The 23,897-nt window shown below is 64.7% G+C and carries 19 protein-coding genes; 8 read left to right on the top strand and 11 right to left on the bottom strand.

The window, feature by feature from the left end:
* Window positions 1–205: 205 nt before the first annotated feature.
* Window positions 206–805, bottom strand: a complete 600-nt coding sequence (locus CAG41_RS08615) for an FMN-dependent NADH-azoreductase (protein WP_085585002.1) — start codon at window positions 803–805, stop codon at window positions 206–208.
* A gap of 183 nt (window positions 806–988) precedes the next feature.
* Window positions 989–1,303 carry a 3-phosphoglycerate kinase gene (locus CAG41_RS08610; RefSeq protein ID WP_085585004.1) on the bottom strand — a complete coding sequence of 105 codons (315 nt, stop codon included), beginning with the start codon at window positions 1,301–1,303 and terminating at the stop codon, window positions 989–991.
* Between the two features lie 49 nt (window positions 1,304–1,352).
* Between CAG41_RS08610 and CAG41_RS08605 the strand changes: the two genes are divergently transcribed.
* The 5 genes from CAG41_RS08605 to aqpZ all read left to right on the top strand — a co-directional run bounded on the left by CAG41_RS08605 (window position 1,353) and on the right by aqpZ (window position 6,585).
* Window positions 1,353–2,276, top strand: a complete 924-nt coding sequence (locus CAG41_RS08605; protein ID WP_085585006.1) for a LysR family transcriptional regulator — start codon at window positions 1,353–1,355, stop codon at window positions 2,274–2,276.
* Window positions 2,277–2,290: 14 nt separating this feature from the next.
* A complete protein-coding gene (locus CAG41_RS08600) occupies window positions 2,291–3,094 on the top strand; it encodes an alpha/beta fold hydrolase (protein ID WP_085633055.1) in 804 nt (267 codons plus the stop codon).
* Window positions 3,095–3,097: 3 nt separating this feature from the next.
* The gene (locus CAG41_RS08595) at window positions 3,098–3,661 is read left to right on the top strand and encodes a peptidylprolyl isomerase (RefSeq protein ID WP_085585010.1); all 564 of its coding nucleotides are present in this window, start codon (window positions 3,098–3,100) and stop codon (window positions 3,659–3,661) included.
* A gap of 88 nt (window positions 3,662–3,749) precedes the next feature.
* Complete coding sequence (locus CAG41_RS08590) at window positions 3,750–5,582, top strand: ABC transporter ATP-binding protein (RefSeq protein ID WP_085706857.1); 1,833 nt, start codon at window positions 3,750–3,752, stop codon at window positions 5,580–5,582.
* 307 nt (window positions 5,583–5,889) lie between these two features.
* Window positions 5,890–6,585, top strand: coding sequence for an aquaporin Z (gene aqpZ, locus CAG41_RS08585; RefSeq protein WP_085633052.1), 696 nt, complete (start codon window positions 5,890–5,892; stop codon window positions 6,583–6,585).
* 81 nt (window positions 6,586–6,666) lie between these two features.
* On the opposite strand, the gene CAG41_RS08580 is transcribed toward aqpZ, so the two are convergent.
* Window positions 6,667–7,791 (bottom strand): GNAT family N-acetyltransferase, encoded by a 1,125-nt coding sequence (locus CAG41_RS08580; protein WP_085633050.1) that lies wholly within the window; start codon window positions 7,789–7,791, stop codon window positions 6,667–6,669.
* 281 nt (window positions 7,792–8,072) lie between these two features.
* Here CAG41_RS08580 and CAG41_RS08575 point away from each other — a divergent pair, with 281 nt between their 5' ends.
* Window positions 8,073–9,395 carry a putative porin gene (locus CAG41_RS08575; RefSeq protein WP_085585019.1) on the top strand — a complete coding sequence of 441 codons (1,323 nt, stop codon included), beginning with the start codon at window positions 8,073–8,075 and terminating at the stop codon, window positions 9,393–9,395.
* 130 nt (window positions 9,396–9,525) lie between these two features.
* Here CAG41_RS08575 and CAG41_RS08570 read toward each other — a convergent pair whose 3' ends face one another.
* The 5 genes from CAG41_RS08570 to aceK all read right to left on the bottom strand — a co-directional run bounded on the left by CAG41_RS08570 (window position 9,526) and on the right by aceK (window position 17,812).
* The gene (locus CAG41_RS08570) at window positions 9,526–9,762 is read right to left on the bottom strand and encodes an anti-sigma factor (protein ID WP_085585021.1); all 237 of its coding nucleotides are present in this window, start codon (window positions 9,760–9,762) and stop codon (window positions 9,526–9,528) included.
* Window positions 9,756–10,367 carry an RNA polymerase sigma factor gene (locus tag CAG41_RS08565; protein ID WP_085585024.1) on the bottom strand — a complete coding sequence of 204 codons (612 nt, stop codon included), beginning with the start codon at window positions 10,365–10,367 and terminating at the stop codon, window positions 9,756–9,758. Before CAG41_RS08565 ends, CAG41_RS08570 begins: the two co-directional genes overlap by 7 nt.
* 135 nt (window positions 10,368–10,502) lie before the next feature.
* On the bottom strand, window positions 10,503–11,624 hold the full coding sequence (locus CAG41_RS08560; RefSeq protein ID WP_085585026.1) for a beta-ketoacyl-ACP synthase III: 1,122 nt from the start codon (window positions 11,622–11,624) through the stop codon (window positions 10,503–10,505).
* 335 nt (window positions 11,625–11,959) lie between these two features.
* The gene (hrpA, locus tag CAG41_RS08555; RefSeq protein ID WP_085585028.1) at window positions 11,960–15,871 is read right to left on the bottom strand and encodes an ATP-dependent RNA helicase HrpA; all 3,912 of its coding nucleotides are present in this window, start codon (window positions 15,869–15,871) and stop codon (window positions 11,960–11,962) included.
* A gap of 219 nt (window positions 15,872–16,090) precedes the next feature.
* Window positions 16,091–17,812 (bottom strand): bifunctional isocitrate dehydrogenase kinase/phosphatase, encoded by a 1,722-nt coding sequence (gene aceK / locus CAG41_RS08550; RefSeq protein WP_085585030.1) that lies wholly within the window; start codon window positions 17,810–17,812, stop codon window positions 16,091–16,093.
* A 205-nt stretch (window positions 17,813–18,017) separates the two neighbouring features.
* Here aceK and CAG41_RS08545 point away from each other — a divergent pair, with 205 nt between their 5' ends.
* The gene (locus tag CAG41_RS08545) at window positions 18,018–18,926 is read left to right on the top strand and encodes a DMT family transporter (protein WP_085585032.1); all 909 of its coding nucleotides are present in this window, start codon (window positions 18,018–18,020) and stop codon (window positions 18,924–18,926) included.
* 158 nt (window positions 18,927–19,084) lie between these two features.
* Here CAG41_RS08545 and CAG41_RS08540 read toward each other — a convergent pair whose 3' ends face one another.
* The 3 genes from CAG41_RS08540 to cysK all read right to left on the bottom strand — a co-directional run bounded on the left by CAG41_RS08540 (window position 19,085) and on the right by cysK (window position 22,494).
* On the bottom strand, window positions 19,085–19,945 hold the full coding sequence (locus tag CAG41_RS08540) for a DMT family transporter (protein ID WP_085585034.1): 861 nt from the start codon (window positions 19,943–19,945) through the stop codon (window positions 19,085–19,087).
* Between the two features lie 448 nt (window positions 19,946–20,393).
* Window positions 20,394–21,332, bottom strand: a complete 939-nt coding sequence (locus CAG41_RS08535) for an aspartyl/asparaginyl beta-hydroxylase domain-containing protein (RefSeq protein WP_085585036.1) — start codon at window positions 21,330–21,332, stop codon at window positions 20,394–20,396.
* Window positions 21,333–21,519: 187 nt separating this feature from the next.
* On the bottom strand, window positions 21,520–22,494 hold the full coding sequence (gene cysK, locus CAG41_RS08530; protein WP_085585038.1) for a cysteine synthase A: 975 nt from the start codon (window positions 22,492–22,494) through the stop codon (window positions 21,520–21,522).
* Between the two features lie 139 nt (window positions 22,495–22,633).
* Between cysK and CAG41_RS08525 the strand changes: the two genes are divergently transcribed.
* A complete protein-coding gene (locus CAG41_RS08525; RefSeq protein WP_085585040.1) occupies window positions 22,634–23,713 on the top strand; it encodes a DUF748 domain-containing protein in 1,080 nt (359 codons plus the stop codon).
* Window positions 23,714–23,897: the final 184 nt, after the last annotated feature.

Genomic DNA, 23,897 nt, shown 5'->3' with positions numbered 1-23,897 from the left:
CCCTGTGGGAGCCAGCCTGCTGGCGATGGCGTCTGCTCGCGCAGCGCAAAAACCGCAGGCAAAAAAAAGCCCGATCTCGCTAAAGCGTTCAATCGGGCTACAGCACTCAGGAGCACAAGTGCAAAGGGAGGTTCGATGCGCGTGGAGCCTTGAAGGGTTGCGCCGGATCAATAGACCATCCGGGGATTATCCGGCGATTAACGGCTCAGGCGACCTGGGCCAGTTTGGCGTTGGCCTGGTTCAGGCCCTTCTCCTGGAAGTCGCCGCCCAGGTTCATGCCTTCGGCGTGGATGAAGGTCACGTCGTGGATGCCGATAAAGCCCATCACCTGACGCAGGTACGGTTCCTGGTGGTCGGCAGGGCCGCCGGCGTAGACGCCGCCGCGGGCGGTCAGGACGAAGGCGCGCTTGCCGCTGAGCAGGCCCTGGGGGCCGGTTTCGGTGTACTTGAAGGTCACGCCGGCGCGCAGCACGTGGTCGAGCCAGGCCTTGAGGGTGCTCGGGATCGCGAAGTTGTACATCGGCGCAGCCATCACCAGCACGTCGGCGGCCAGCAGTTCGTCGGTCAGCGCGTTCGAGCGCTCCAGCGAAGCCTGTTCGCTGTCACTGCGCTGATCGGCGGGTTTCATCCAGCCGCCCAGCAGGTTGCTGTCCAGGTGCGGCACCGGGTTCACGGCGAGGTCGCGCACGGTGATCTGATCGTTGGGGTGCGCGGATTTCCACTGGTTGATGAAGGTCTGGGTCAGTTGACGGGAAACCGAGTCTTGCTGGCGGGCACTGCTTTCGATGATCAGAACGCGGGACATGGTGTGTAGCCTCCATCCGAGAATGTTGTAAGTCGATGGAGTGAAGCTTAAGCAGTGCCGCATCGATGAAAAAGCGCAAATATCTGCTGTAATGCATCGATAAATTCGTTTATAAGCTCCCGCAAGGGGGAGCTTTCTCAGGGGAACTTCCTTCAGGGAAGCTCCTGCAAAGAAGAACCGGCGTTACTTCGGGGTGCAGCTCAAATTGATGCGCAGCTTGATGATGGTGCGGTTGAACTTGGCCGTGGCGTTCTTGTGCTTGCCGGCGGCCACGTCGATGTTGCGGGTGCGCGGCGCTTCCGGGCCGTTGATAAAGCGCACCTTGCAGGCCGCGTCGACGTCGCCGTAGTTGTTCACCTGAATGGAGCCGATGTCGTTGTCGGTGTCGAAGGTGTTGTAGTCGATCTTCAGGCCGTTGAGGTTCTTTTCCACCTCGATCGGGTACGCAAACGCCGTCAGCGGCAGCAGCGCCAGCAACACACAACAGAATTTTTTCATTCGGCAGTCTCCAATGGGGACGGCCAGCTTAGGACAAGAGGAGCTATCGATGAAAGCGCCCCGCGTGACCCTTGATCAATGGCGCACGTTGCAGGCCGTGGTCGACCACGGCGGATTCGCCCAGGCCGCCGAGGCCCTGCACCGTTCGCAGTCGTCGGTGAGCTACACCGTCGCGCGCATGCAGGACCAGCTCGGCGTGCCGCTGCTGCGCATCGACGGGCGCAAGGCCGTGCTCACCGAGGCCGGCGGCGTGCTGCTGCGCCGTTCGCGGCAACTGGTCAAGCAGGCCAGCCAACTGGAAGACCTCGCCCATCACATGGAGCAAGGCTGGGAAGCAGAAGTGCGCCTGGTGGTGGACGCCGCCTACCCCACCGCCCGCCTGGTCCGCGCACTGACGGCGTTCATGCCGCAAAGCCGCGGCTGCCGTGTGCGCCTGCGCGAGGAGGTGCTGTCGGGCGTGGAAGAAGTGCTGCTCGAAGGCGTGGCCGACCTGGCCATCACCGGCTTCAGCATTCCCGGCTACCTGGGCACGGAATTGAGCGACGTCGAGTTCGTCGCCGTCGCGCACCCGGAACACGCGCTGCACCGACTCAACCGTGAACTGAGTTTCCAGGACCTGGAAAGCCAGATGCAGGTGGTGATCCGCGACTCCGGCCGCCAGCAGCCACGGGACGTCGGCTGGCTCGGCGCCGAACAGCGCTGGACCGTCGGCAGCCTGGCCACCGCCGCGACGTTCGTCGGCAGCGGGCTGGGCTTCGCCTGGCTGCCGCGGCACATGATCGAACGGGAACTGAAGGAAGGCGTGCTCAAGCTGCTACCGTTGGACAAGGGCGGCAGCCGCAATCCGAGCTTCTATCTGTATTCGAACAAGGAAAAGCCGCTGGGCCCCGCTTCGCAGATTCTCGTCGAACTGCTGCGCACCTTCGACACGTTGCCGCTGGACGCGCCGTTCGCCGCTCCCGAACAAGCCTGACACGGAGTCCCCCGATGGCCTATTTCGAGCATGAAGGCTGCAACCTGCACTACGAGGAATACGGCCACGGCACGCCGTTGCTGCTGGTTCACGGGCTCGGTTCCAGCACCCTGGACTGGGAAATGCAGATCCCGGCGCTGTCGGCGCACTACCGGGTGATCGTCCCGGACGTGCGCGGCCACGGCCGCTCGGACAAACCCCGGGAGCGCTACAGCATCGCCGGCTTCAGCGCCGACCTGCTGGCGCTCATCGAGCACCTGAACCTGGAGACGGTGCACTACGTCGGCCTGTCCATGGGCGGGATGATCGGCTTCCAGTTCGCCGTCGACCAGCCGCAACGGCTCAAAAGCCTGACCATCGTCAACAGCGCCCCGCAGGTCAAACTGCGCAGCCGCAACGACTATTGGCAGTGGTTCAAGCGCTGGAGCCTGATGCGCGTGCTGAGCCTGGCCACCATCGGCAAGGCCCTGGGCGCCAAACTGTTCCCCAAGCCTGAGCAGGCGCAATTGCGACAGAAGATGGCCGAACGCTGGGCAAGGAACGACAAACGTGCTTATCTCGCCAGCTTCGATGCCATCGTCGGCTGGGGCGTTCAGGAACGACTGTCGAAGGTCACCTGTCCAACCCTCGTCGTCAGCGCCGACCGGGACTACACCCCCGTCTCGCTGAAAGAATCCTATGTGAAACTGCTGCCCGACGCGCAGCTGGCCGTGATCGCCGATTCGCGCCACGCCACCCCGCTCGATCAGCCCGAACGCTTCAATCAAACGCTGCTGGCGTTCCTCGCCGCAGCCGACAACCACCCTCAGGACCTCTGACCCATGCTGAAAAAAATCGCCCTCGCCGCCGGCTCCGTGCTGTTCGCCGCCAACCTGATGGCGGCCACCCCGGCCAAGGCGCCGCACGTGCTGCTGGACACCTCCAACGGCCAGATCGAGATCGAGCTGGATCCGGTCAAGGCGCCGGTCACCACCAAGAACTTCCTTGAGTACGTCGACAGCGGCTTCTACACCAACACCATCTTCCACCGCGTGATCCCGGGCTTCATGGCCCAGGGCGGCGGCTTCACCCCGCAAATGCAGCAGAAGGACACCAAGGCCCCGATCAAGAACGAGGCGAGCAACGGCCTGCACAACGTGCGCGGCACCCTGTCGATGGCGCGCACCTCCGACCCGAACTCGGCCACCAGCCAGTTCTTCATCAACGTGGCCGACAACGCCTTCCTCGATCCGGGCCGCGACGCCGGCTATGCCGTGTTCGCCAAAGTGGTCAAGGGCATGGACGTGGTCGACATCATCGTCAACTCGCGCACCACCACCAAACAAGGCATGCAGAACGTGCCGGTCGACCCTGTGATCATCAAGTCGGCCAAGCGCATCGACTAAGCTGAACAGGGCATGACGAGCGGCCGCCACCTGAGGCGCGCCGCTCACACCGATAAAAGGAGAGCCCGCACGCCGGGCGAGTTATCCGATGCTCTATCGCCGTTTCGAACAACTGATCGACATCTTCCGCGACGCCCCCACGGCGGCCCCGCCGAACCGCGTCCTGCCCTTCTACACCTATTACCTGAAGCAGGTCTGGCCGAGCTTCGCCGCCCTGCTGATCATCGGCCTGTTCGGCGCACTGATCGAAGTGGCGCTGTTCAGTTACCTGAGCCGCATCATCGACCTTGCCCAAGGCACGCCGAACGTCGACTTCTTCAAGATCCACGGCGCGGAGCTGGCCTGGATGGCCGTGGTGGCGCTGCTCCTGCGCCCGCTGTTCCTGGCCCTGCACGACATGCTGGTGCACCAGACCCTGAGCCCGAGCATGACCAGCCTGATCCGCTGGCAGAACCACAGCTACGTGCTCAAGCAGAGCCTGAACTTCTTCCAGAACGACTTCGCCGGCCGCATCGCCCAGCGCATCATGCAGACCGGCAACTCGCTGCGCGACTCCGCCGTGCAGGCGGTGGACGCGCTGTGGCACGTGGTGATCTACGCGATCAGTTCGCTGGTGCTGTTCGCCGAGGCCGACTGGCGCCTGATGATCCCGCTGCTGACGTGGATCGCCGCCTACATCGGCGCGCTCTACTACTTCGTGCCAAGGGTCAAGGACCGCGCGGTGGCGGCCTCCGACGCGCGCTCCAAGCTGATGGGACGGATCGTCGACGGCTACACCAACATCGCCACCCTCAAGCTGTTCGCCCACACCAACTTCGAGCAGCACTACGCCCGCGAAGCCATCCAGGAGCAGACCGAAAAAGCCCAGCTGGCCGGCCGCGTGGTCACCAGCATGGACGTGGCCATCACCACCATGAACGGCATGCTGATCGTCGGCACCACGGCGCTGGCCCTGTGGCTGTGGACGCAGTCGCTGATCACGGTCGGCGCGATCGCCCTGGCCACCGGCCTTGTGATCCGCATCGTCAACATGTCCGGGTGGATCATGTGGGTGGTCACCGGCATCTTCGAAAACATCGGCATGGTGCAGGACGGCCTGCAGACCATCGCGCAGCCGGTCAGCGTCACCGACCAGGCCCAGGCCAAGCCGCTGGACGTGGCCCGTGGCGAAGTGCGCTTCGAGCATGTGGATTTCCACTACGGCAAGAAGAAAAGCATCATCGGCGACCTCAACCTGACCATCCGGCCCGGCGAGAAGATCGGCCTGATCGGGCCGTCCGGCGCGGGCAAGTCGACACTGGTCAACCTGCTGCTGCGCCTGTACGACGTCGAGGCCGGGCGCATCCTGATCGACGGCCAGAACATCGCCGAAGTCGGCCAGGAAAGCCTGCGCGCACGGATCGGCATGATCACCCAGGACACGTCGCTGCTGCACCGCTCGATCCGCGACAACCTGCTCTACGGCAAGCCCGACGCCACTGACGAAGAGCTCTGGGAAGCCGTGCACAAGGCCCGGGCCGACGAGTTCATTCCGCTGCTGTCCGACGCCGAGGGACGCACCGGGTTCGACGCCCATGTCGGCGAGCGCGGCGTCAAGCTGTCCGGCGGCCAGCGCCAGCGCATCGCGATCGCCCGCGTCCTGCTCAAGGACGCGCCGATCCTGATCATGGACGAAGCGACCTCGGCACTGGATTCGGAAGTCGAGGCGGCGATCCAGGAAAGCCTGGAGACCCTGATGCAGGGCAAGACCGTGATCGCCATCGCCCACCGCCTCTCGACCATCGCCCGGATGGACCGGCTGGTGGTGCTGGAGAACGGCAGGATCGCCGAAAGCGGCAGCCATGCCGAACTGCTGGCCCATGGCGGCCTGTATGCGCGGCTGTGGCGCCATCAGACCGGCGGGTTCGTCGGCATCGACTGACCGCGCCAGCCCTGCGGTTCCGTGGGAGGAAGCCTGCTCGCGATGAGGGTGTGTCAGTCACCCTCATTGCTGTCAGACACACCGCCATCGCGAGCAGGCTCGCCCCCACAGGGAATCGCTTGATTCCGCCCCGCCAAAAACCGGCAGAGCCCGCCAACCACGGGGCCTGCCGGTTTTTTCACGCCCGCTGGAAATCCGCGCAAACCCTGCTGTACTGAGCCAAGGCTCCGGCGTGGAACCTGTCGTAAATCTGCAAGGACTCACAACCCGTTTCAGTTTCGATAGCACGTCTATCAAGGACATTCCCATGTCTCTGTTCAAACGTTCGGTCACGGAGTTGTTAGGTACGTTCTGGCTGGTTCTGGGCGGTTGCGGCAGCGCGGTGATCGCCGCGTCCTCGCCCACGGGCATCGGCGTGCTGGGGGTGGCCCTGGCCTTCGGCCTGACGGTGCTGACCATGGCGTTCGCCATCGGCCACATCAGTGGCTGCCATCTCAACCCGGCCGTGTCGGTGGGCCTGACCGTCGGCGGCCGGTTCCCGGCCAAGGAACTGCCCGCCTACATCGTCGCCCAGGTGATCGGCGCCATCATCGCGGCAGCCCTGATCGCCTGGATCGCCAGCGGCAAGGAAGGCTTCGACATCGCCGGCGGCCTGGCCTCCAACGGCTACGGCGAGCATTCTCCCGGCAAGTACTCGATGGCCGCCGGGTTCGTCACCGAACTGGTGATGACCGCCCTGTTCGTGGTGATCATCCTCGGCGCCACCGACCGGCGTGCCCCGGCGGGCCTGGCGCCGATCGCCATCGGCCTGGCCCTGACCCTGATCCACCTGATCTCGATTCCGGTCACCAACACTTCGGTGAACCCGGCCCGCAGCACGGGGCCGGCGCTGATGGTGGGCGGCTGGGCCATCGCGCAGCTGTGGATGTTCTGGGTGGCGCCGCTGCTGGGGGCGGTGGTCGGCGGCGGGCTCTACCGTTGGCTGGGCAGCGAAGACACATAGCCTCTGCCCTGCTGCCTTGGCTGACGCCATCGCCAGCAGGCTGGCTCCCACAGTGATGCCTTTCGTTCAGTACTGTGGGAGCTAGGCCTGGCGGTAGGGCAAGGCGGCCCGCGCCTCTTCGGCATAGGCCAACACCCCGGCGCGCTCCTGGTGCAGGAAGTCCTTCACGGCCGCCTTCAGGCCGGGGTGGCGCAGGTAGTGCCAGGAGCGGGTGATCACCGGTTCGAATCCGCGGATCAGCTTGTGCTCGCCCTGGGCGCCGGCGTCGAAGCGCTGAAAGCCCTCGGCGATGGCGTAGTCCATGCCCTGGTAGAAACACGTCTCGAAATGCAGGCGGTCGAACTCCGCCAGGCAACCCCAGTAACGGCCATAGAAGCTGTCGCCCCCGACCAGGCTGAAGGCCATCGCCACCGGCCTTGAACCCTGTTTGGCCAGCACCACGCGGATGGCCTCGGGCATGCGTTCGGCCAACAGGCTGAAGAACGCCCGGGTCAGGTACGGCGTTTGCCGCCGCACGGCGTAGGTGTTGGCGTAGCAGGCGTAGACGAAATCCCATTGCGCCTCGTCCAGTTCGTGCCCGTCCAGCCATTGGAAGCTGAAGCCCTGCCCCGCCACCTGCTCGCGCTCCTTGCGCATCTGCTTGCGCTTGCGCGAACTGAGCCCGTCGAGAAAGTCCTGGAAATCCCGGTAGCCGCGGTTCTGCCAGTGGTACTGGCAGCCGATGCGCTGCAGCCAGCCCGGCTGTTCGGCCATGGCCGCGTCGGTGAACGGGTCGGTGAAATTGATGTGGGCGCTGGAGAGGCCTTCGATCTCCAGGTAGCCCGGCAGGCTCTTGAGCAGCTCGAAGCCATCCTCGACCGACGCCGCCAACAGCCGCGGGCCGCTGACCGGGCTGAACGGCACGGCCACCAGCAGCTTGGGGTAGTAGTCGATGCCGGCCCGGGCGCAGGCATCGGCCCAGCCGTGGTCGAACACGTATTCGCCGTAGGAATGCCACTTGCGGTAGGCAGGCAGCGCCGCGATCAGCCGGTCGCCTTCGACGTGCAACAGATGCTCCGCCTGCCAGCCCGTGTGCGCGCCGACGCTGCCGCTGTCCTCCAGCGCAGCGAGGAAACCGTGGCGCAGGAACGGCTGGTTTTCCGGCACCAGCGCATCCCAGTCGGCGGACGCGATTTGCGACAGTTCGTGCAGGCGTTGCAGCGGCATTTTCCTCTCCGGTTCGGGGCATGACAGCCTGCCGAGTATCGCCGATCGGCCTGCCGTTGCACACGCCCGAATCGGCGACAGCGCTCTAGACCGATAGTTCAGGGCGGTTTTGTATCGTCACGAACCTGCCATCACCGTGCCACTGCTCTGTCATAAACCGTCGCGATACTGGCGCCTGTTTTTAGAGCGCCGGGTTCTACCCGGACACTGTTTTCCGACCGTCAAACCGTCGGTTGTGCCCAGGATGGCTTCGCCATCCCCTCTCATCTTCGGAGATTGCTATGCGTCTTGCTTCCACGAAAACTGCGGCGGCCCTGTGCGGTGGCCTGCTGCTGGCCATGAGTGTTCCGGCCAGTGCCGCGGTCGACGCCAAACTGCTCGACATGCTCAAGGCCAACGGTTCGATCACCCAGGCGCAGTACATCGAACTGCAGACCGAACTGGCCAAGGATCAGAAGGCCCAGCAAATCGCCCAGCAGGCGCAGCAAGAGACCAACGAACAAGTGGCCGCCGTCGCGAAGAAGGCCAACGAACAGAGCGCCTTCGACCAGAAGCTGGCCTGGGCCGCCAAGACCCAGTTCAAGGGTGACGTGCGCATCCGCCAGGAAACCGTGAAGATCGACGGCGAATCGAACAACGGCGGCCGCGACAAGGACCGTCAGCGCATCCGTGCCCGCCTGGGCGCCTACAGCGAAATCAACCCGCAAGTGGACACCGGCATCCGCATCGCCACCGGCGGCGGCGACGACGCCCGCTCCACCAACCAGGACATGGACAACTACTTCGACAAGAAGCAGATCTGGCTGGACCTGGGCTACATCGACTACCACCCGGACGCCATCAAGAACCTGCACGTGATCGGCGGCAAGATGCTGCAGCCGTGGGTCAGCATGGGCGATGTGATCTGGGACAGCGACATCAACCCCGAAGGCCTGGCCGTCACCTACAAATACCCGCTGGGCAGCAGCGCCGAACTGTTCGGCAGCCTGGGCAACTACACCCTCAAGGACAACGTCGACGGCGAAGGCGTGCAGTTCCGCCACGACCTGCGCCTGACCGCCGGCCAACTGGGCAGCCGCTTCGCCATCACCGACAACCTGAAACTGACCCTGGGCGGCAGCGTGTACGCCTATCAGAACGACGAAGACAGCCGCTGCACCGGCACCTCCACCCCGTGCGCCCTGTCGGTCAACGGCAACTCGGCCAACAACCAGTTCCGCCTGTACGAAGGCTTCAGCCAGATCGACATCGGCGGCCTGCCGATGCCGCTGTCGTTCTACGGCCAGTACGTGAAGAACAACGATGCGGTGACCGATGCGGACACCGCATGGCTGGTGGGCGCCAAGTCGAAGGTCTTCGGCCTGAACCTGGACTACAACTACCGCGACGTGCAGCGCGACGCCGTGGTCGGCGCTTTCACCGACTCGGACTTCGCCAACGGCACCACCGGCTCCCGCGGCCACAAGTTCAAGGTCGGCTACGACATCGACAAGAACTTCGCCATCGGCGCCACGTACTTCCTGACCAAGGCTGACTTCTCCAGCCGCACCCAGCGCGACGCAGACACCAACACCCTGCAGCTGGACGCGGAAGCGAAGTTCTAAGACGGCTGACCGACTTCAGTCCGGCGCGGACGGGGCGATCCCCCATCATCCGTTCGCAGCGCCCGCGCCGGACTGTCGCCGTTCAACTTATCTGTGGCGAGGGAGCAAACTCCCTCGCCACAGTTTTTTGTCAGGAACGATCCTTTCGGCGTTGCGCCGCCAGGCGCTCGGCCAACGCGTCCACGTCCTCTTCAGGCTTGTGCGGCATGGCCCGCAGCGTCGCCTGCATCAGCCGCATCTGGCGGATGAACCGCCGGCAATTGCGGCAGAACATCAAGTGATGACGCACCATCAGTTTCTCGCGAAAGCTCAGCCGGCCATCGAGATAATCGCTGGATCGCGCCACTTGCTCCTTGCAGGTCAGCATTCTCCGGTCTCCTCAAAATGTTCCACGGTCGCAAAGACCTTCAAACGTGCCCGATGCAGCAGCACGCGGACATTGGAGAGCGAGATATCCAGAAGATTACAGATCTCCTCCAGCTCCAGTCCCTGCTGCTCGCGCAACGTCAACACGCTGCCCTGCAGCTGCGAAAGGCTTTGCAGGGTGTGTTCCAGGCAGTCGCGCAGCTCGCTCTCGGTCAGCAAGGCCTCGGGGGTGTCGTGGTGCCAGGCGAACGGCGCCACCCGCCAATGGCCGTCGCCCGGTGAGAAGCGGTCGTCATCGAGGGTGCCGTGCGGCGCCGGCAGGTCGTCCAGCAGCACTTCACGGCGATTGCGCTTGTAGCGGCCCTTGGCCGAATTGGCGGTGATGGTCAGCAGCCAGGTCTTGAGGCTGGAGCGGCCTTCGAAACTGCCCAGATGGCGCACCACCGACAGCCAGGCATCCTGCACCACTTCCTCGACATGACGCTGGCCGACGATGGCATAGGCCACGGCGCGCATGGCGCTCTGGTAGGTCGTGACCAGTTCCTTGAAAGCCTTTTGCTCACCGGCCAGCAAACGCGCCAGCAATTGGGTGTCGTCAACCGCCATCCATCAATCCCCTTGTCCCGGTTCCGAAAATGATGGCGGCAGGATCTCTCCTGCCGCCACTTTCGAAAATTACAGCGCTCGCGCTGATCCGGATGTAGGAAACGTCAGCGCGATTAAGAGGAAATGAAACGTCCCTTAACGCTTGCGCAGAATCACGCTGCCGATCGAATAGCCGGCACCGAACGAACTCAGTACCGCCAGCGAACCGGCCGCCAGGTCGTCCTGGTGCTTGTGGAACGCGATCACGGAACCGGCGGAGCTGGTGTTGGCGTAGGTGTCGAGGATCACCGGCGCCTCTTCTTCGGTGGCTTCGCGGCCCAGCAGCTTGCGCACGATCAGGTGGTTCATGCTCAGGTTGGCCTGGTGCAGCCAGAAGCGCTTCACGTCGCCGACGTTGAGCTTGTTCTCTTCCAGGTGCTCGCCGATCAGCTCGGCCACCATCGGGCAGACGTCCTTGAACACCTTGCGGCCTTCCTGCACGAACAGCTTGTCGCGGGCGCCGACGCCCTCTTCCGCCGCGCGGTTGAGGAAGCCGAAGTTGTTGCGGATGTTGTTGGAGAACTTGGTCAGCAGTTTGGTGCTGACCACGTCGAACTGGTGCTTGGAGGTCGCAAGGTCGGCGCGCTCGATGACCACGGCGGTGGCGGCGTCGCCGAAGATGAAGTGGCTGTCGCGGTCACGGAAGTTCAGGTGGCCGGTGCAGACTTCCGGGTTGACCATCAGGATCGCCCGGGCCTGGCCCAGCTGCACGCTGTTGGCGGCGGCCTGGATGCCGAAGGTGGCGGACGAGCAGGCCACGTTCATGTCGAAGCCGAAGCCCTGGATGCCCAGCGCTTCCTGGACTTCGATGGCGATGGCCGGATAGGCGCGCTGCAGGTTGGAGCAGGCGACGATCACGCCGTCGATGTCGGCGGCGGTCTTGCCGGCGCGCTGCAGGGCCTGTTCGGCGGCGGCGGTGGCCATCTGGCAGAGCACCGACCATTCGTCGTTGGAACGCTCCGGCAGGCGCGGCGTCATGCGCGCAGGGTCGAGGATGCCCTCCTTGTCCATGACGAAGCGGCTCTTGATGCCGGAGGCTTTCTCGATGAACGCGGCGCTGGATTCGGTCAGGGCCTGGATCTCGCCGCGGGCGATGGCATCGGCGTTGTCGGCGTTGAACTGCGCAACGTAGGTGTTGAACGAGTTCACCAGTTCTTCGTTGGAGATGCTGTTGGCCGGGGTGTACAGGCCGGTGCCGCTGATGACGACGTTATGCATGGTCGTTTCTCTGATCTGTTCAGGCAGAAAGTGCTGGCACCGACGTGCCAACACGCAAAGGGTCTATTCCCGTCCGGTAGACGCAATAACCGGGTGACGCTTTATTGCGCAGCGCATCCTGCGCCGGAGGCTCTAGGCCGTGAAACCGGCGTTTATGGTCGCGAAGTGTGCCATAAACCCAAGGTTTTGACCTCTGTCCCACACACAACAGACGATTGACTGCGGAAGCGAGCCTGCCCGCGCTGAAGGACTGTCAGACAATCGATCAATCCGTTGCCTGATGCTCCGCCATCGCGAGCAGGCTCGCTCCTGCACAGTAGCCGTGCGCCCGAAGGCTAGGCCTCGACCTGCGTCCACTGTTTGTTCAGGCGCTTGTCGGAGACCGGCACCTTCGTCCCCAACTGCTGGGCGAACAGCGAAACCCGGTATTCCTCCAGCCACCAGCGGTACAGCTCAAGCTGCGGATCGCGCTTGCCTTCCTGGGCGTGCTTGGCGGCGCGGGTCTGGTACTGCGTCCAGAGGCCGGCCAGCTCGCCGCTCCACACCCGGTCTTTCTGCACCTGGGCGCCGAGCTTCTCGAACCGCTGTTCGACCGCCTTGAGGTAGCGCGGCAGCTCCTTGAGCCACAGCATCGGCGTTTCCCGCACGAAGCCCGGGTACACCAACTGGCTGAGCTGCTGCTTGATGTCGTTCAGCGCCACGGCCTGGGCCAGGTCGATCTTGCCCTTGAAGCGTTTCTGCAGGCCGTGCCACAGCTTGAGGATCTCCAGCACCAGGCGTGCCACCCGTTCGGCATGCTCGGTCCAGGCGCCGCGCTTGCGCTCGGCCAGCGCCGCCAGACCGGCGCCGTCCCGGGGCAGCGGGTCTTCGCCGTCGAGGATGCAGCTGTCGAGGCTGGCCAACAGAATGTCTTCGACCAGCGCCTCCACCCGCCCCAGTTCGCGGTACAGCAGGCCCAGTTCGGTCAGCCCCGGCAACTTGCCGCGCAGGAACTTGGCCGGCTCGGCCAACTGTTGCAGCAACAGCCGCTGCAACGCGCGGCGGTGCTGGAACTCGGCTTCGGCCGGCGTCGAGAAACGCCCTTCCTTGACCGTGCCGCCCTCTTCCACCAGCGCCGGATACACCGTCATCGACAGCCCGGCGATCTTCTGCTGGGTCTTTTCCGCCACCGGCGCAAAGACCTTGGCCTCCACCGGCTGCTGGCTCTTGGCACTCTGCGGCACGGCGAGCGCCGCCTGGCTGGCTTCGGCGAAACGCGCGGTGAGCTCGGCCAGGTCGCGTCCTTCGCCGAGGAACTTGCCCTGCCCGTCGACGATTTCCAGGTTCATCCGCAGATGCCCTTCGACCTGCTGCTCGGCTTCGGCCCAGGCTTCGTCGCTGACCCGCGCACCGGTCATGCGCAGCAGTTCGCGGCCCAGGGCCTGGGGCAACGAACCCTCGGCGAACGTCATGCGCTGCAACGCCGCCCTGACGAAGTCCGGCACCGGCACGAAGTTCTTGCGCAGGGCCTTGGGCAGGTTGCGCACCAGCGCGATGCACTTGGCTTCGATCAGCCCCGGCACCAGCCATTCCAGACGCTCCGGCGGCAGCATCGGCAACAGCGGCGCCGGCACCCGCAGGGTCACGCCGTCGCGGGGATGGTTAGGTTCGAAGTGGTAACTGAGCGCCAGTTCCAGGTCGCCGATGTGCAGGGTGTCCGGGTAGTCCCGCGCGGTGACTTCGCTGGCCTCGCGGGCCAGCACGTCCTCTTCGCGCATGATCAGCAGCTGCGGATCCTTCTGGCTGTTGACCCGGTACCAGCTGTCGAACGTGGCGGTCTGGTGGATCTCCGCCGGCAGCCGTGCGTCGTAGAAGGCGTACAGGGTCTCTTCGTCGGCCAGGATGTCGCGGCGCCGGGCCTTGGCCTCCAGTTCGTCGAGCTGCTCCAGCAACTGCTTGTTCGCCGTCAGGCACTTGGCCCGGGACTGGATCTCGCCGCGCACCAGCCCTTCGCGGATGAACAGCTCCCGCGAGACCACCGGATCCACCGGGCCGTAATGCACCGGGCGGCGGCCGACCACGATCAGGCCGAACAGGGTGATCTGCTCGAACGCGATCACCTGGCCGCGCTTCTTCTCCCAGTGCGGTTCGAAGTGGTTCTTCTTGATCAGGTGCCCGGCCAGCGGCTCGATCCAGTCGGCGTCGATCTTGGCGACCATGCGCGCGTAGAGCTTGGTGGTCTCCACCAGTTCGGCGGCCATCACCCACTGCGGACGCTTCTTGCCGATCCCGGACGACGGGTGAATCCAGAACCGCCGCTGCCGGGCGCCGAGGTAATCGCCCTCTTCGGTCTTCTGGCCGATCTGGCTGAGCAGGCCCACCAGCACCGCTTTGTGGAACTTGGCGAAGTCCGCCGGCTCCTTGTTCAGGCTCAGCTGGAGGTCGCGGCAGATCAGGCTCAGTTGCCGATGGGCGTCGCGCCATTCGCGCAGGCGCAGGTAATTGAGGAAGTTCTTGCGGCACCAGTTGCGCAGCGGGCTCGCGGTCAGCGCCTGGCGCTGCTCCTCGAAGCCGCGCCACAGGTTGACCAGCGCGGCGAAGTCCGAATCGGCGTCCTTCCACTGCGCGTGGGCCTGGTCGGCGGCCTGCTGGCGCTCCGGCGGACGTTCGCGCGGATCCTGCACCGACATGGCGCTGGCCACGATCAGCACTTCCTGAAGGCTGCCCAGGCGCGCCGCTTCCAGCAGCATGCGGCCCATGCGCGGATCCACCGGCAGGCGCGCCAGCTGGCGGCCGACGGGGGTCAGCTGATTGTTGCGGTCCACCGCCGACAGTTCTTGCAGCAGGTTGAAGCCGTCGCTGATCGCCTTGCCGTCCGGCGGCTCGATGAACGGGAACGCGGTGATGTCGCCGAGGCGCAGATGGAGCATCTGCAGAATCACCGCCGCCAGGTTGGTGCGCAGGATCTCGGGGTCGGTGAATTCCGGCCGGCCGAGGAAATCCTCTTCGCTGTACAGACGCACGCAAATGCCCGGCTCGACCCGTCCGCAACGGCCCTTGCGCTGGTTGGCGCTGGCCTGGGAGACCGCTTCGACGGGCAGGCGCTGCACTTTGGCGCGGTAGCTGTAGCGGCTGATGCGCGCGGTGCCGCTGTCGATCACGTAACGGATGCCCGGCACGGTCAGCGAGGTTTCGGCGACGTTGGTCGCCAGCACCACACGCCGGCCCGGATGGGACTGGAAGATCCGCTGCTGCTCGGCCGGCGACAGGCGCGCATAAAGGGGCAGGATTTCGGTGTGCTTGAGCTGGGCCTTGCGCAGCATTTCAGCGGCGTCACGGATCTCCCGCTCGCCCGGCAGGAACACCAGCACATCGCCGGGACTGCGCCGCTCGCTGCGCTCGTAGGCGGCGATTTCGTCGAGGGTGGCGAGGATCGCCTGATCCACGGTCAAGTCGTCTTCGACCCGGTTGCCCTCTTCGTCCTGCTCCAGGGTCAGCGGGCGGTACCAGGTCTCCACCGGGAACGTGCGCCCGGAGACTTCCACGATCGGCGCATCGTCGAAGTGCTTGGAGAAACGCTCCAGGTCGATGGTCGCCGACGTGATGATGACCTTCAGGTCCGGACGGCGCGGCAGCAGGGTCTTCAGGTAGCCCAGCAGGAAATCGATGTTGAGGCTGCGTTCGTGGGCCTCGTCGACGATGATCGTGTCGTAGCGTTCCAGGTAACGGTCGTTCTGGGTCTCCGCCAGCAGGATGCCGTCGGTCATCAGTTTGATCAGGGTGCTGGAATCGCTCTGGTCCTCGAACCGAACCTGATAGCCGACCAGCGCGCCCAGCGGCGTGCCGAGCTCCTCGGCGACTCGGCTGGCGACGCTGCGCGCGGCGATCCGGCGGGGCTGGGTGTGGCCGATCAGGCCGTGCCGGCCACGGCCGATCTCCAGGCAGATCTTCGGCAACTGGGTGGTTTTGCCCGAGCCGGTCTCGCCGGCGATGATCAGCACCTGGTGCTGCTCCAGCGCCTTCTTGATCTCGTCACGCTTGGCGGCGATGGGCAGGCTGTCGTCGTAGCGGATCGCCGGCACGCTGGCCTTGCGCGCCAGCACCTGGTCGCAGGACGCCTGCATGCGCGCGACCCACTGGGCCAGCTTGGCTTGGTCGGGTTTCTTGCGCTGCTCAAGCAACTGCCGGCGCAACCGGTGGCGGTCGGCGAGCATGGCGTGGTCGAGGTTCTTCAGCAGTTTGTCGATGGAGGGCGATTCGTCGGTCATCGGGTACGCAATTCGGTGGTCTGGTGGCGCAAGGGGGCGATTGTCGCAGATTTGGCGACATAAATGATGGCAGGGGCGCACAACGCAAAGCGGCGTGCGTCCATTTCGCGGACAAAACCTGTGGGAGCCAGCCTGCTGGCGATGGCGTCAGTCCAGGCACCGCAGTTCAGGAGCAGTGCAGTTCCTGTGGGAGCAGGCCCGCGATGGCGTCGGCAACCTTCACTCGTTGTCCAGCCCCTTGCGCCGGTACGGGAACACATCGATCACCTTCCCCGCCCGGATCGCTTCCTGCAGTCCCTTCCAGTAGTCGGCGTTGTACAGCTCGCCGTGCAACTGGTCGAACAGCTTGCGCTGGCCGGCGTCGGCGAACAGGAACGGCGGGAATTCCTCGGGGAACACGTCCAGCGGCCCGATCGAGTACCACGGCTCGGAGGCCATTTCGTCCTCCGGGGTGCGCGGCGGCGGGATATGGCGGAAGTTGGCCTCGGTGAGGAAGCAGATCTCGTCGTAGTCGTAGAACACCACCCGGCCATGGCGGGTGACGCCGAAGTTCTTCAGCAGCATGTCGCCGGGAAAGATGTTGGCCGCCGCCAGTTGCTTGATCGCCAGGCCGTAGTCCTCCAGCGCCTCGCGCACCTGGGCTTCGTTGGCGTTGTCCAGGTAGAGGTTGAGCGGGGTCATCCGGCGCTCGGTCCAGCAGTGGCGGATCAGCACGGTCTCGCCTTCGAGCGACACGGTCGAGGGCGCCACCTCCAGCAGTTCCTCAAGGCACGCCGGGTCGAACTTGCTCACGGGGAAACGGAAATCGGCGAACTCCTGGGTATCGGCCATGCGCCCCACGCGGTCGACGCTTTTTACCAGCCGGTACTTTTCGATCACCGTGGCGCGATCGACGTTCTTCGACGGCGAGAAACGGTCCTTGATGATCTTGAACACCGTGTTGAAACCCGGCAGGGTGAATACGCTCATGACCATGCCGCGCACCCCCGGCGCCATGATGAAGCGGTCGTCGGTGTTGGCCAGGTGGTTGATCAGCGCGCGGTAGAACTCCGACTTGCCGTGCTTGTAGAAACCGATGGAGGTGTACAGCTCGGCGATGTGCTTGCCCGGCAGGATGCGCCGCAGAAAGCCGATGAATTCCGCCGGCACCGCCACATCGACCATGAAGTACGAACGGGTGAAGGAAAAGATGATCGACACTTCCGCCTCATCGGTGATCAGCGCGTCGATCTGGATCCCCCGCCCTTCGCGGTGCAGCAACGGAATCACCAGCGGCCACTGGTCGTCGTTGGTGTAGAGGCGCCCCACCAGGTACGCGCCCTTGTTGCGGTACAGCACCGAGGAGAACAGCTCGACGCTCAGCTCCGGATCCTTGCACACCCAGTCCGGCAGGTTGTCCCGCAGTTGCGCTTCGAGGCGCTGCAGGTCCCGGGGCAGGTCGGCGTAGTCTTCGCTGAAGCGGTAGTCGGCGAAGATGCTGGCGAGCATGCCCGACAGTTGCCCCTCGGGCCGGTAGATGCGCGTCTGCGCGGCCCGGGCACGGCGCAGGCTCGGCCGGGTGGTGTGGATGAACATGCAGCCGTCGCTGATCAGGTCATGGCTGAACAGCCCGCAGAAGATCGAGTTGTACCAGGTCTCGGACAGCTCATCGTCGAAGCGCAGGTCGATGATGCCGATGTAGGCGCTCTTGACCAGCGGCCAGCAACTGACGTCCATCAACACCGGTTCCTGAAAGTGCTCGCGCAGGCGCGCCACGGTCTCGCCCACCTTCTCTTCGTACAGGTTGATCCGCGCGGCCGAGGCGGTCTGCGTCTCCTGCCAGCGCGCCTGTTCGAAGCGCTCCCGCGCACCGTCGGTGATCCGGCGGAAATGCTCGCGGTAATCGTCGAAGCCATCGAGGATCAGGCGGGCGATATCGGTGGCGGGCCATTGCTGCGGCATAGATGAGACCTCTGCGGGAATTAAGGATCTGTGCTCCAAAGCCTGAGCTTAGCCACGGAAGCCTGCGCAGGAGAAGCGCAATTTGCGCCAAATCCGCGGACGGTCCGCCCTGCGCGCCGCCGACAGGAATTAAATGCCCGAACAGCGGTTGCCATCGCCGGGGCCGTCGGCAACACTCTCGTCCCTTTGCAGCAGGAGGTGCCCCGTGAGCCCCGTCGATATTTTCCGGTTACTGTCGCTGGCGGCCATCTGGGGCGCCAGCTTTCTGTTCATGCGCATCATCGCGCCGGTGATCGGCACGGTTCCCACGGCGTTCTTCCGGGTCTCGATCGCCGCCGTCGGGCTGCTGGTGATCCTCGGTCTGATGCGCATCAGCTGGGACTTCAAGGGAAAGCTGAAGACCGTGATGCTGCTGGGCCTGATCAACTCCGGGATCCCGGCCACGCTGTACTCGGTGGCCGCCCAGGTGCTGCCGGCCGGGTACTCGGCGATCTTCAACGCCACCACGCCGCTGATGGGCGTGCTGATCGGCGGGCTGTTCTTCAGCGAAAGACTCACGGCGGCCAAGCTCGGCGGCGTGTTTCTCGGCCTGCTCGGCGTCGGCGTGCTCACCCGCGCAGGCCCGGTAGCGTTCGACCTGCCGCTGCTGATGGGCGCCCTCGCCTGCCTGCTGGCCACCACCTGCTACGGCTTTGCCGGGTTCCTGGCGCGGCGCTGGCTGGACCAGGCCGGCGGGCTCGACAGCCGCCTGTCGGCACTGGGCAGCATGCTCGGCGCCACGCTGTTCCTGCTGCCGCTGTTCGGCTACAGCGCCCTCACCCAACCGCCGGCGAGCTGGGGCGGCTGGAACGTGTGGCTGTCGCTGCTGGGCCTGGGCTTGGCGTGCACCGCCTTCGCCTACATTCTCTATTTCCGTTTGCTGAGTTCGATCGGCCCGGTCAAGTCGATGACCGTGACCTTCATGATTCCGCCGTTCGGCGTGCTGTGGGGGGCGTTGTTCCTGGATGAGCCGCTGTCGTTGGCGCATCTGTATGGCGGGGTGTTGATTGCGCTGGCGTTGTGGCTGGTGCTGAAGCCGGCGGTGGCCAAACCTGCCGAAGCGCCGGCACGCTAGGCCGGCAGCGTCACTGAAACAGTCATCGCCGGCAGGCAGGCCGCAAAGCCCTGTAGGAGCTTGCCTGCAAGCGATGAGGCCGGCACCGACGACATCGCCGCCAGGCCGGCTCCCACAAGGCATTCCTGTGAATGCCGACCCGCCGGCGATGACCGCCGTCAGGCCTTACGGAACACGAACACCAGGCCGACGATGATCAACGCCATCCCCAGCACGCTCAGCATCGCCAGGCGATTGCCGAAGATCAGGTAATCCATCACCGCCGTGACCGCCGGCACCAGATAGAACAGGCTGGTGACGTTAACCAGATTGCCCCGGGCGATCAGCCGGTACAGCAACAGCGTCGCCAGCACCGACACCACCAGCCCCATCCACAGCACCGGCACGATGAACCCCGCCGTGCGCTCGAAATGGAACGGCTGGAACGGCACGAACACCCCGCACAGCAGCAATCCGGCCAGGTACTGCACCGGCAGCGTGCCGAGCGGGTTGTCGGTGATGCGCTTCTGCATGATCGAGCCGAACGTCATGCTCGCCAACGCCAGCAGGCCGAACAGCATGCCGGCCCATGACATCCCGGCCAGGCCGATGCCCTGGTAGACCACCATCACCAGCCCCGCCAGCCCCAGCGCCAGGCCGAACAGCCGCGAAGCCGAACGCTGACGCTCCATGATCGCCACCGTCAGGATCGGCTGCACGCCCATGACGGTCGCCATCACCCCCGGCGTGACTTTGCGGTCCAGGGCCAGCAGATAGAAGATCTGATAGGCTCCCAGCAACACCACGCCGGTGGCCAGCGCATACAGCATCGGCCTGCCGCCGGCAGGCAGCTTCAGCTTGAGCAACGGCACCAGCAGCACCAGCCCGCACAGGGCGATCACAAAACGCAGCAGGAGAAAGGCAAAGGGCGACGCGTGGGCCAGGCCCCATTTGGAGAAGATCGCCCCGCTGCTCCACAGCAGGACGAACAGGCTCGTGGACGCCGCCGCGAGCGCGGATTTTTTCGAAAGGACAAACATGCATGCCACCTGTAGTCAGGCAAATAGCCAACTCAGCCGAAGCTGAAATTCAGTAGGTTTTTCCGGGCGGGCACGGGGGACGGCGGAAAACGCCGATCAGCCCGAAACCCCGACGCCCGGTGGCGGTGCGACTGCGCGCACCGGCGTGCCACTGACAGGTGGTGGAGGGTAATGACTGATCTGCACAGGCTGCCGGTTCCCGCACGGCACGACGCCAGCGTTGACCGCCGGATCGACTACCGCGTTGACTGGGGATGCAGGCATCTGGACTGATCTTCTTTGCAGATTGGAGGGGTGAGCCTGAAGCTCACGAGGGCCGACTATAACCAGCCGGTGACACAGAATGCAACGATTGGGCGCGACGATCGAACGCCGCGCACGTCGCCCCGGATTCACGGGCATGAAAAAGCCGCTCATCGGGAGCGGCTTTTTCGTTTCCCGCCGGGTATCACCCAAACAGCCAATACCCCAGCAACGTCAGCACCACCACCGCCAGCACCGGCCGCATCACGCGGTAGGCCTTGGGGTGGCGGCGTTTCCATTGCTTGACCGCGCCGCTGAACCTGTCGCTGAAGCTTTTGCTCCAGGCGTAGGCCTGGTTGATGCCGCCGACGCGTTCGTCGTCCAGGTTCTGGGGGGCCGTGGCCCGGCCCAGCCAGGCGCTGATGAAGCGGTTGATGCGGGTCATCAGGCGGTTGCTCAGCGGACGCTCGATGTCGCAGAACAGGATGACGCGGGTCTTGTCGGTTTCGTTCTTGACCCAGTGCACGTAGGTCTCGTCGAACATCACGTCCTCACCGTCGCGCCAGGCGTAGACCTGGCCGTCGACGAAGATCCGGCAATCGTCGGAATTGGGCGTCGACAGGCCGAGGTGGTAGCGCAGGGAGCCGGCGAACGGATCGCGGTGCGGGTTCAAGTGGCTGCCGCCCGGCAACAGCGCGAACATCGCGCCCTTGACGTTGGGGATCGCACTGACCAGCGCCACGGTCTTGGGGCACAGGGCCTCGGCGGACGGCAGCGGCTTGTCGTACCACTTGAGGTAGAAACGCTTCCAGCCCTTCTTGAAGAACGAGCCGAAACCGGCGTCGTTGTTCTTTTCGGCGGCGCGGATGTAGCCCTCGTCGAACAGGTGCATGGCCTCGTCGCGGATGGTTTCCCAGTTGTCGCGCAGCACGTCCAGCTCAGGGAACTTGCTGCGGTCCAGGTACGGCCGGGACGGCACGCCCGAGAACAGGTACATCAGCGTGTTGTACGGGGCGAACAGCGCCGAGTGGTTGACGAACTGACGCAGCACCGGCAGGCGCGCCTTGCCGCGCAGATGCACGAAGAGAATGCTGCCCACGAACAGCAACAGCACCGACACCTTGGCGGCCAATGGAAAAGTCATCAACAACTCCTTGAAAAAAGACAACGCTCCGCAATGTCATCTGCCCGACATGGCGGCCGGCCATGATAAACACTCCCGGCGCCGGGAAAAACCCGCCGGGCCAAGATTCAGTGTTAAGGGTTGCGCAACAAAGCACTTCTTAACACACGTGTCCTGAACCCCGGCTGACGTGAGTCAATCCTTGCCCTTACTGCTGGTTCTCCTGATCGGTGAACAGATCGCTGAACAACATGCTCGACAGGTAACGCTCACCGGAGTCCGGCAGCACCACGACGAGGGTCTTGCCCTGCATTTCCGGGGTCTCGGCCAACCGCACCGCCACCGCCATCGCTGCACCGCAGGAAATCCCGCACAAGATGCCCTCTTCCTGCATCAGCCGCAGGGCCATGGCCTTGGACTCTTCATCGGTGACCTGCTCGACCCGGTCGACCATCGTCAGGTCCAGGTTCTTGGGCACGAAACCGGCGCCGATGCCTTGGATCTTGTGGGGGCTGGGCTTGATCTCTTCACCGGCCAGCGCCTGGGTGATGACCGGGGACGCCACCGGTTCCACCGCCACCGACAGGATCGGTTTGCCCTGGGTGTTCTTGATATACCGCGAGACACCGGTGATGGTTCCGCCGGTGCCCACTCCCGCCACCAACACGTCGATGGCGCCGTCGGTGTCGTTCCAGATTTCCGGACCGGTGGTCTTCTCGTGGATCGCAGGGTTGGCCGGGTTGTCGAACTGGGCCGGCATGAAATATCGGCCGGCATCGCTGGCGGCGATTTCGGTGGCTTTCTCGATGGCGCCTTTCATGCCCTTGGCCGGCTCGGTGAGCACCAGCTCCGCGCCCAGGGCCTTGAGCACCTTGCGTCGCTCGATGCTCATCGAGGCCGGCATGGTCAGCATCAGCTTGTAGCCGCGGGCCGCCGCCACGAACGCCAAGCCGATGCCCGTATTGCCCGAAGTCGGCTCGATGATGGTCATGCCCGGCTTGAGGCGGCCGCTGCTTTCGGCGTCCCAGATCATGTTCGCGCCGATCCGGCACTTGACCGAGTAGCCCGGGTTGCGACCTTCGATCTTGGCCAGGATGGTCACGCCGCGCGGGGCGATCCGGTTGATCTGCACCAGCGGCGTGTTGCCGATGGAATGGGCGTTGTCAGCGAAAATGCGGCTCATGGCTGGGTCCTTACGACAGCGTTGGATTCAGCCGTCCAAGGTAAGCCTGTTGCGGCGGCCAGTCCAGCCCGTCCCGACCCGGTCGAACGACTGCGGCGGGCAGCAGTCAATCGCTTTAAACCCTGCGGAAAATGCCGTCATGAAACGTCGCTACCGCTGGCCCCTGTGGACGTTCGCCACCGTCGTGGCGCTGCTGGTCGCCCTGCACGTCGCCCTGCCTTGGCTGGTGCGCGACTACCTGAACGACAAACTGGCGGACATGGGCGACTACCGCGGCCGGATCACCGACGTCGACCTCGCCCTGTGGCGCGGCGCCTACAAGATCAATGGCCTGAAGATCGTCAAGGTCACGGGCAAGGTGCCGGTGCCGTTCGTCGACGCGCCGCTGATCGACCTGTCGGTCAGCTGGCGTTCGCTGTGGCACGACCATGCGGTGGTGGCACGGGTCAAATTCGTCAAACCCGAAGTGAACTTCGTCGATGGCGGGGCCAACAAGCAGAATTCCCAGACCGGCCAGGGCACCGACTGGCGCGCCCAACTGGGCAAGCTGCTGCCGATCACCCTCGACGAAGTGCAGATCGACGACGGACGCATCCGCTTTCGCAATTTCAACTCCAAGCCACCGGTCGACATGAGCGCCACCCACGTCCAGGCCATCGTGCGCAACCTGACCAACGTGGCGGACACCCAAGGCAAGCGCGACGCCCGCCTGGACGGCAAGGCCCTGCTGCTGGGCCACGCACCGCTGGAAACCCTGGCCACGTTCGATCCGTTGAGCAACTTCGAAGACTTCGAGTTCCGCCTTCGCGCCCGGGACATCGAACTCAGGCGCCTGAACGACTTCGCCTCGGCCTACGGCAAGTTCGACTTCAACGCCGGCCACGGCGACGTGGTGATCGAGGCCCGGGCCGAGAAGGCCCGGCTCAGCGGCTACATCAAGCCGCTGCTGCGCGATGTCGACGTGTTCAATTGGCAGCAGGACGTGGAAGACAAGAACAAGGGCCTGTTCCGCTCGATCTGGGAAGCGCTGGTCGGCGGCACCGAAACCGTGCTGAAAAACCAGGGCAAGAACCAGTTCGCCACCCGCGTCGAACTCAACGGCAGCGTCCACCGCCAGGACATCAGTGCGTTCGAGGCGTTTCTGCAGATCCTGCGCAACGGCTTCATCCAGGCGTTCAATGCCCGGTATGAACGGCCGAAACCCGATGCGGGCGACTGACGGGGCCGCTGCGCAGCCAGCGGGAGCAAGCTCCCTCGCCACAAAGGCAGACCGGCCAAGCAACCGTCGCCGATGCCATCCATCGGCCGAAACCGAGTCAACATGTGACGCCCCATTCAGAGACTGAATACGCCGTCTGCGTTCACAGTCGGCGGGGCTGCGCGTTATAGTCGGGCCATCCGTT

The sequence above is a fragment of the Pseudomonas sp. B35(2017) genome (assembly GCF_002113645.1).
GTDB lineage: Bacteria > Pseudomonadota > Gammaproteobacteria > Pseudomonadales > Pseudomonadaceae > Aquipseudomonas > Aquipseudomonas ekonensis.
This window is presented reverse-complemented; position numbering and strand designations above follow the sequence as displayed.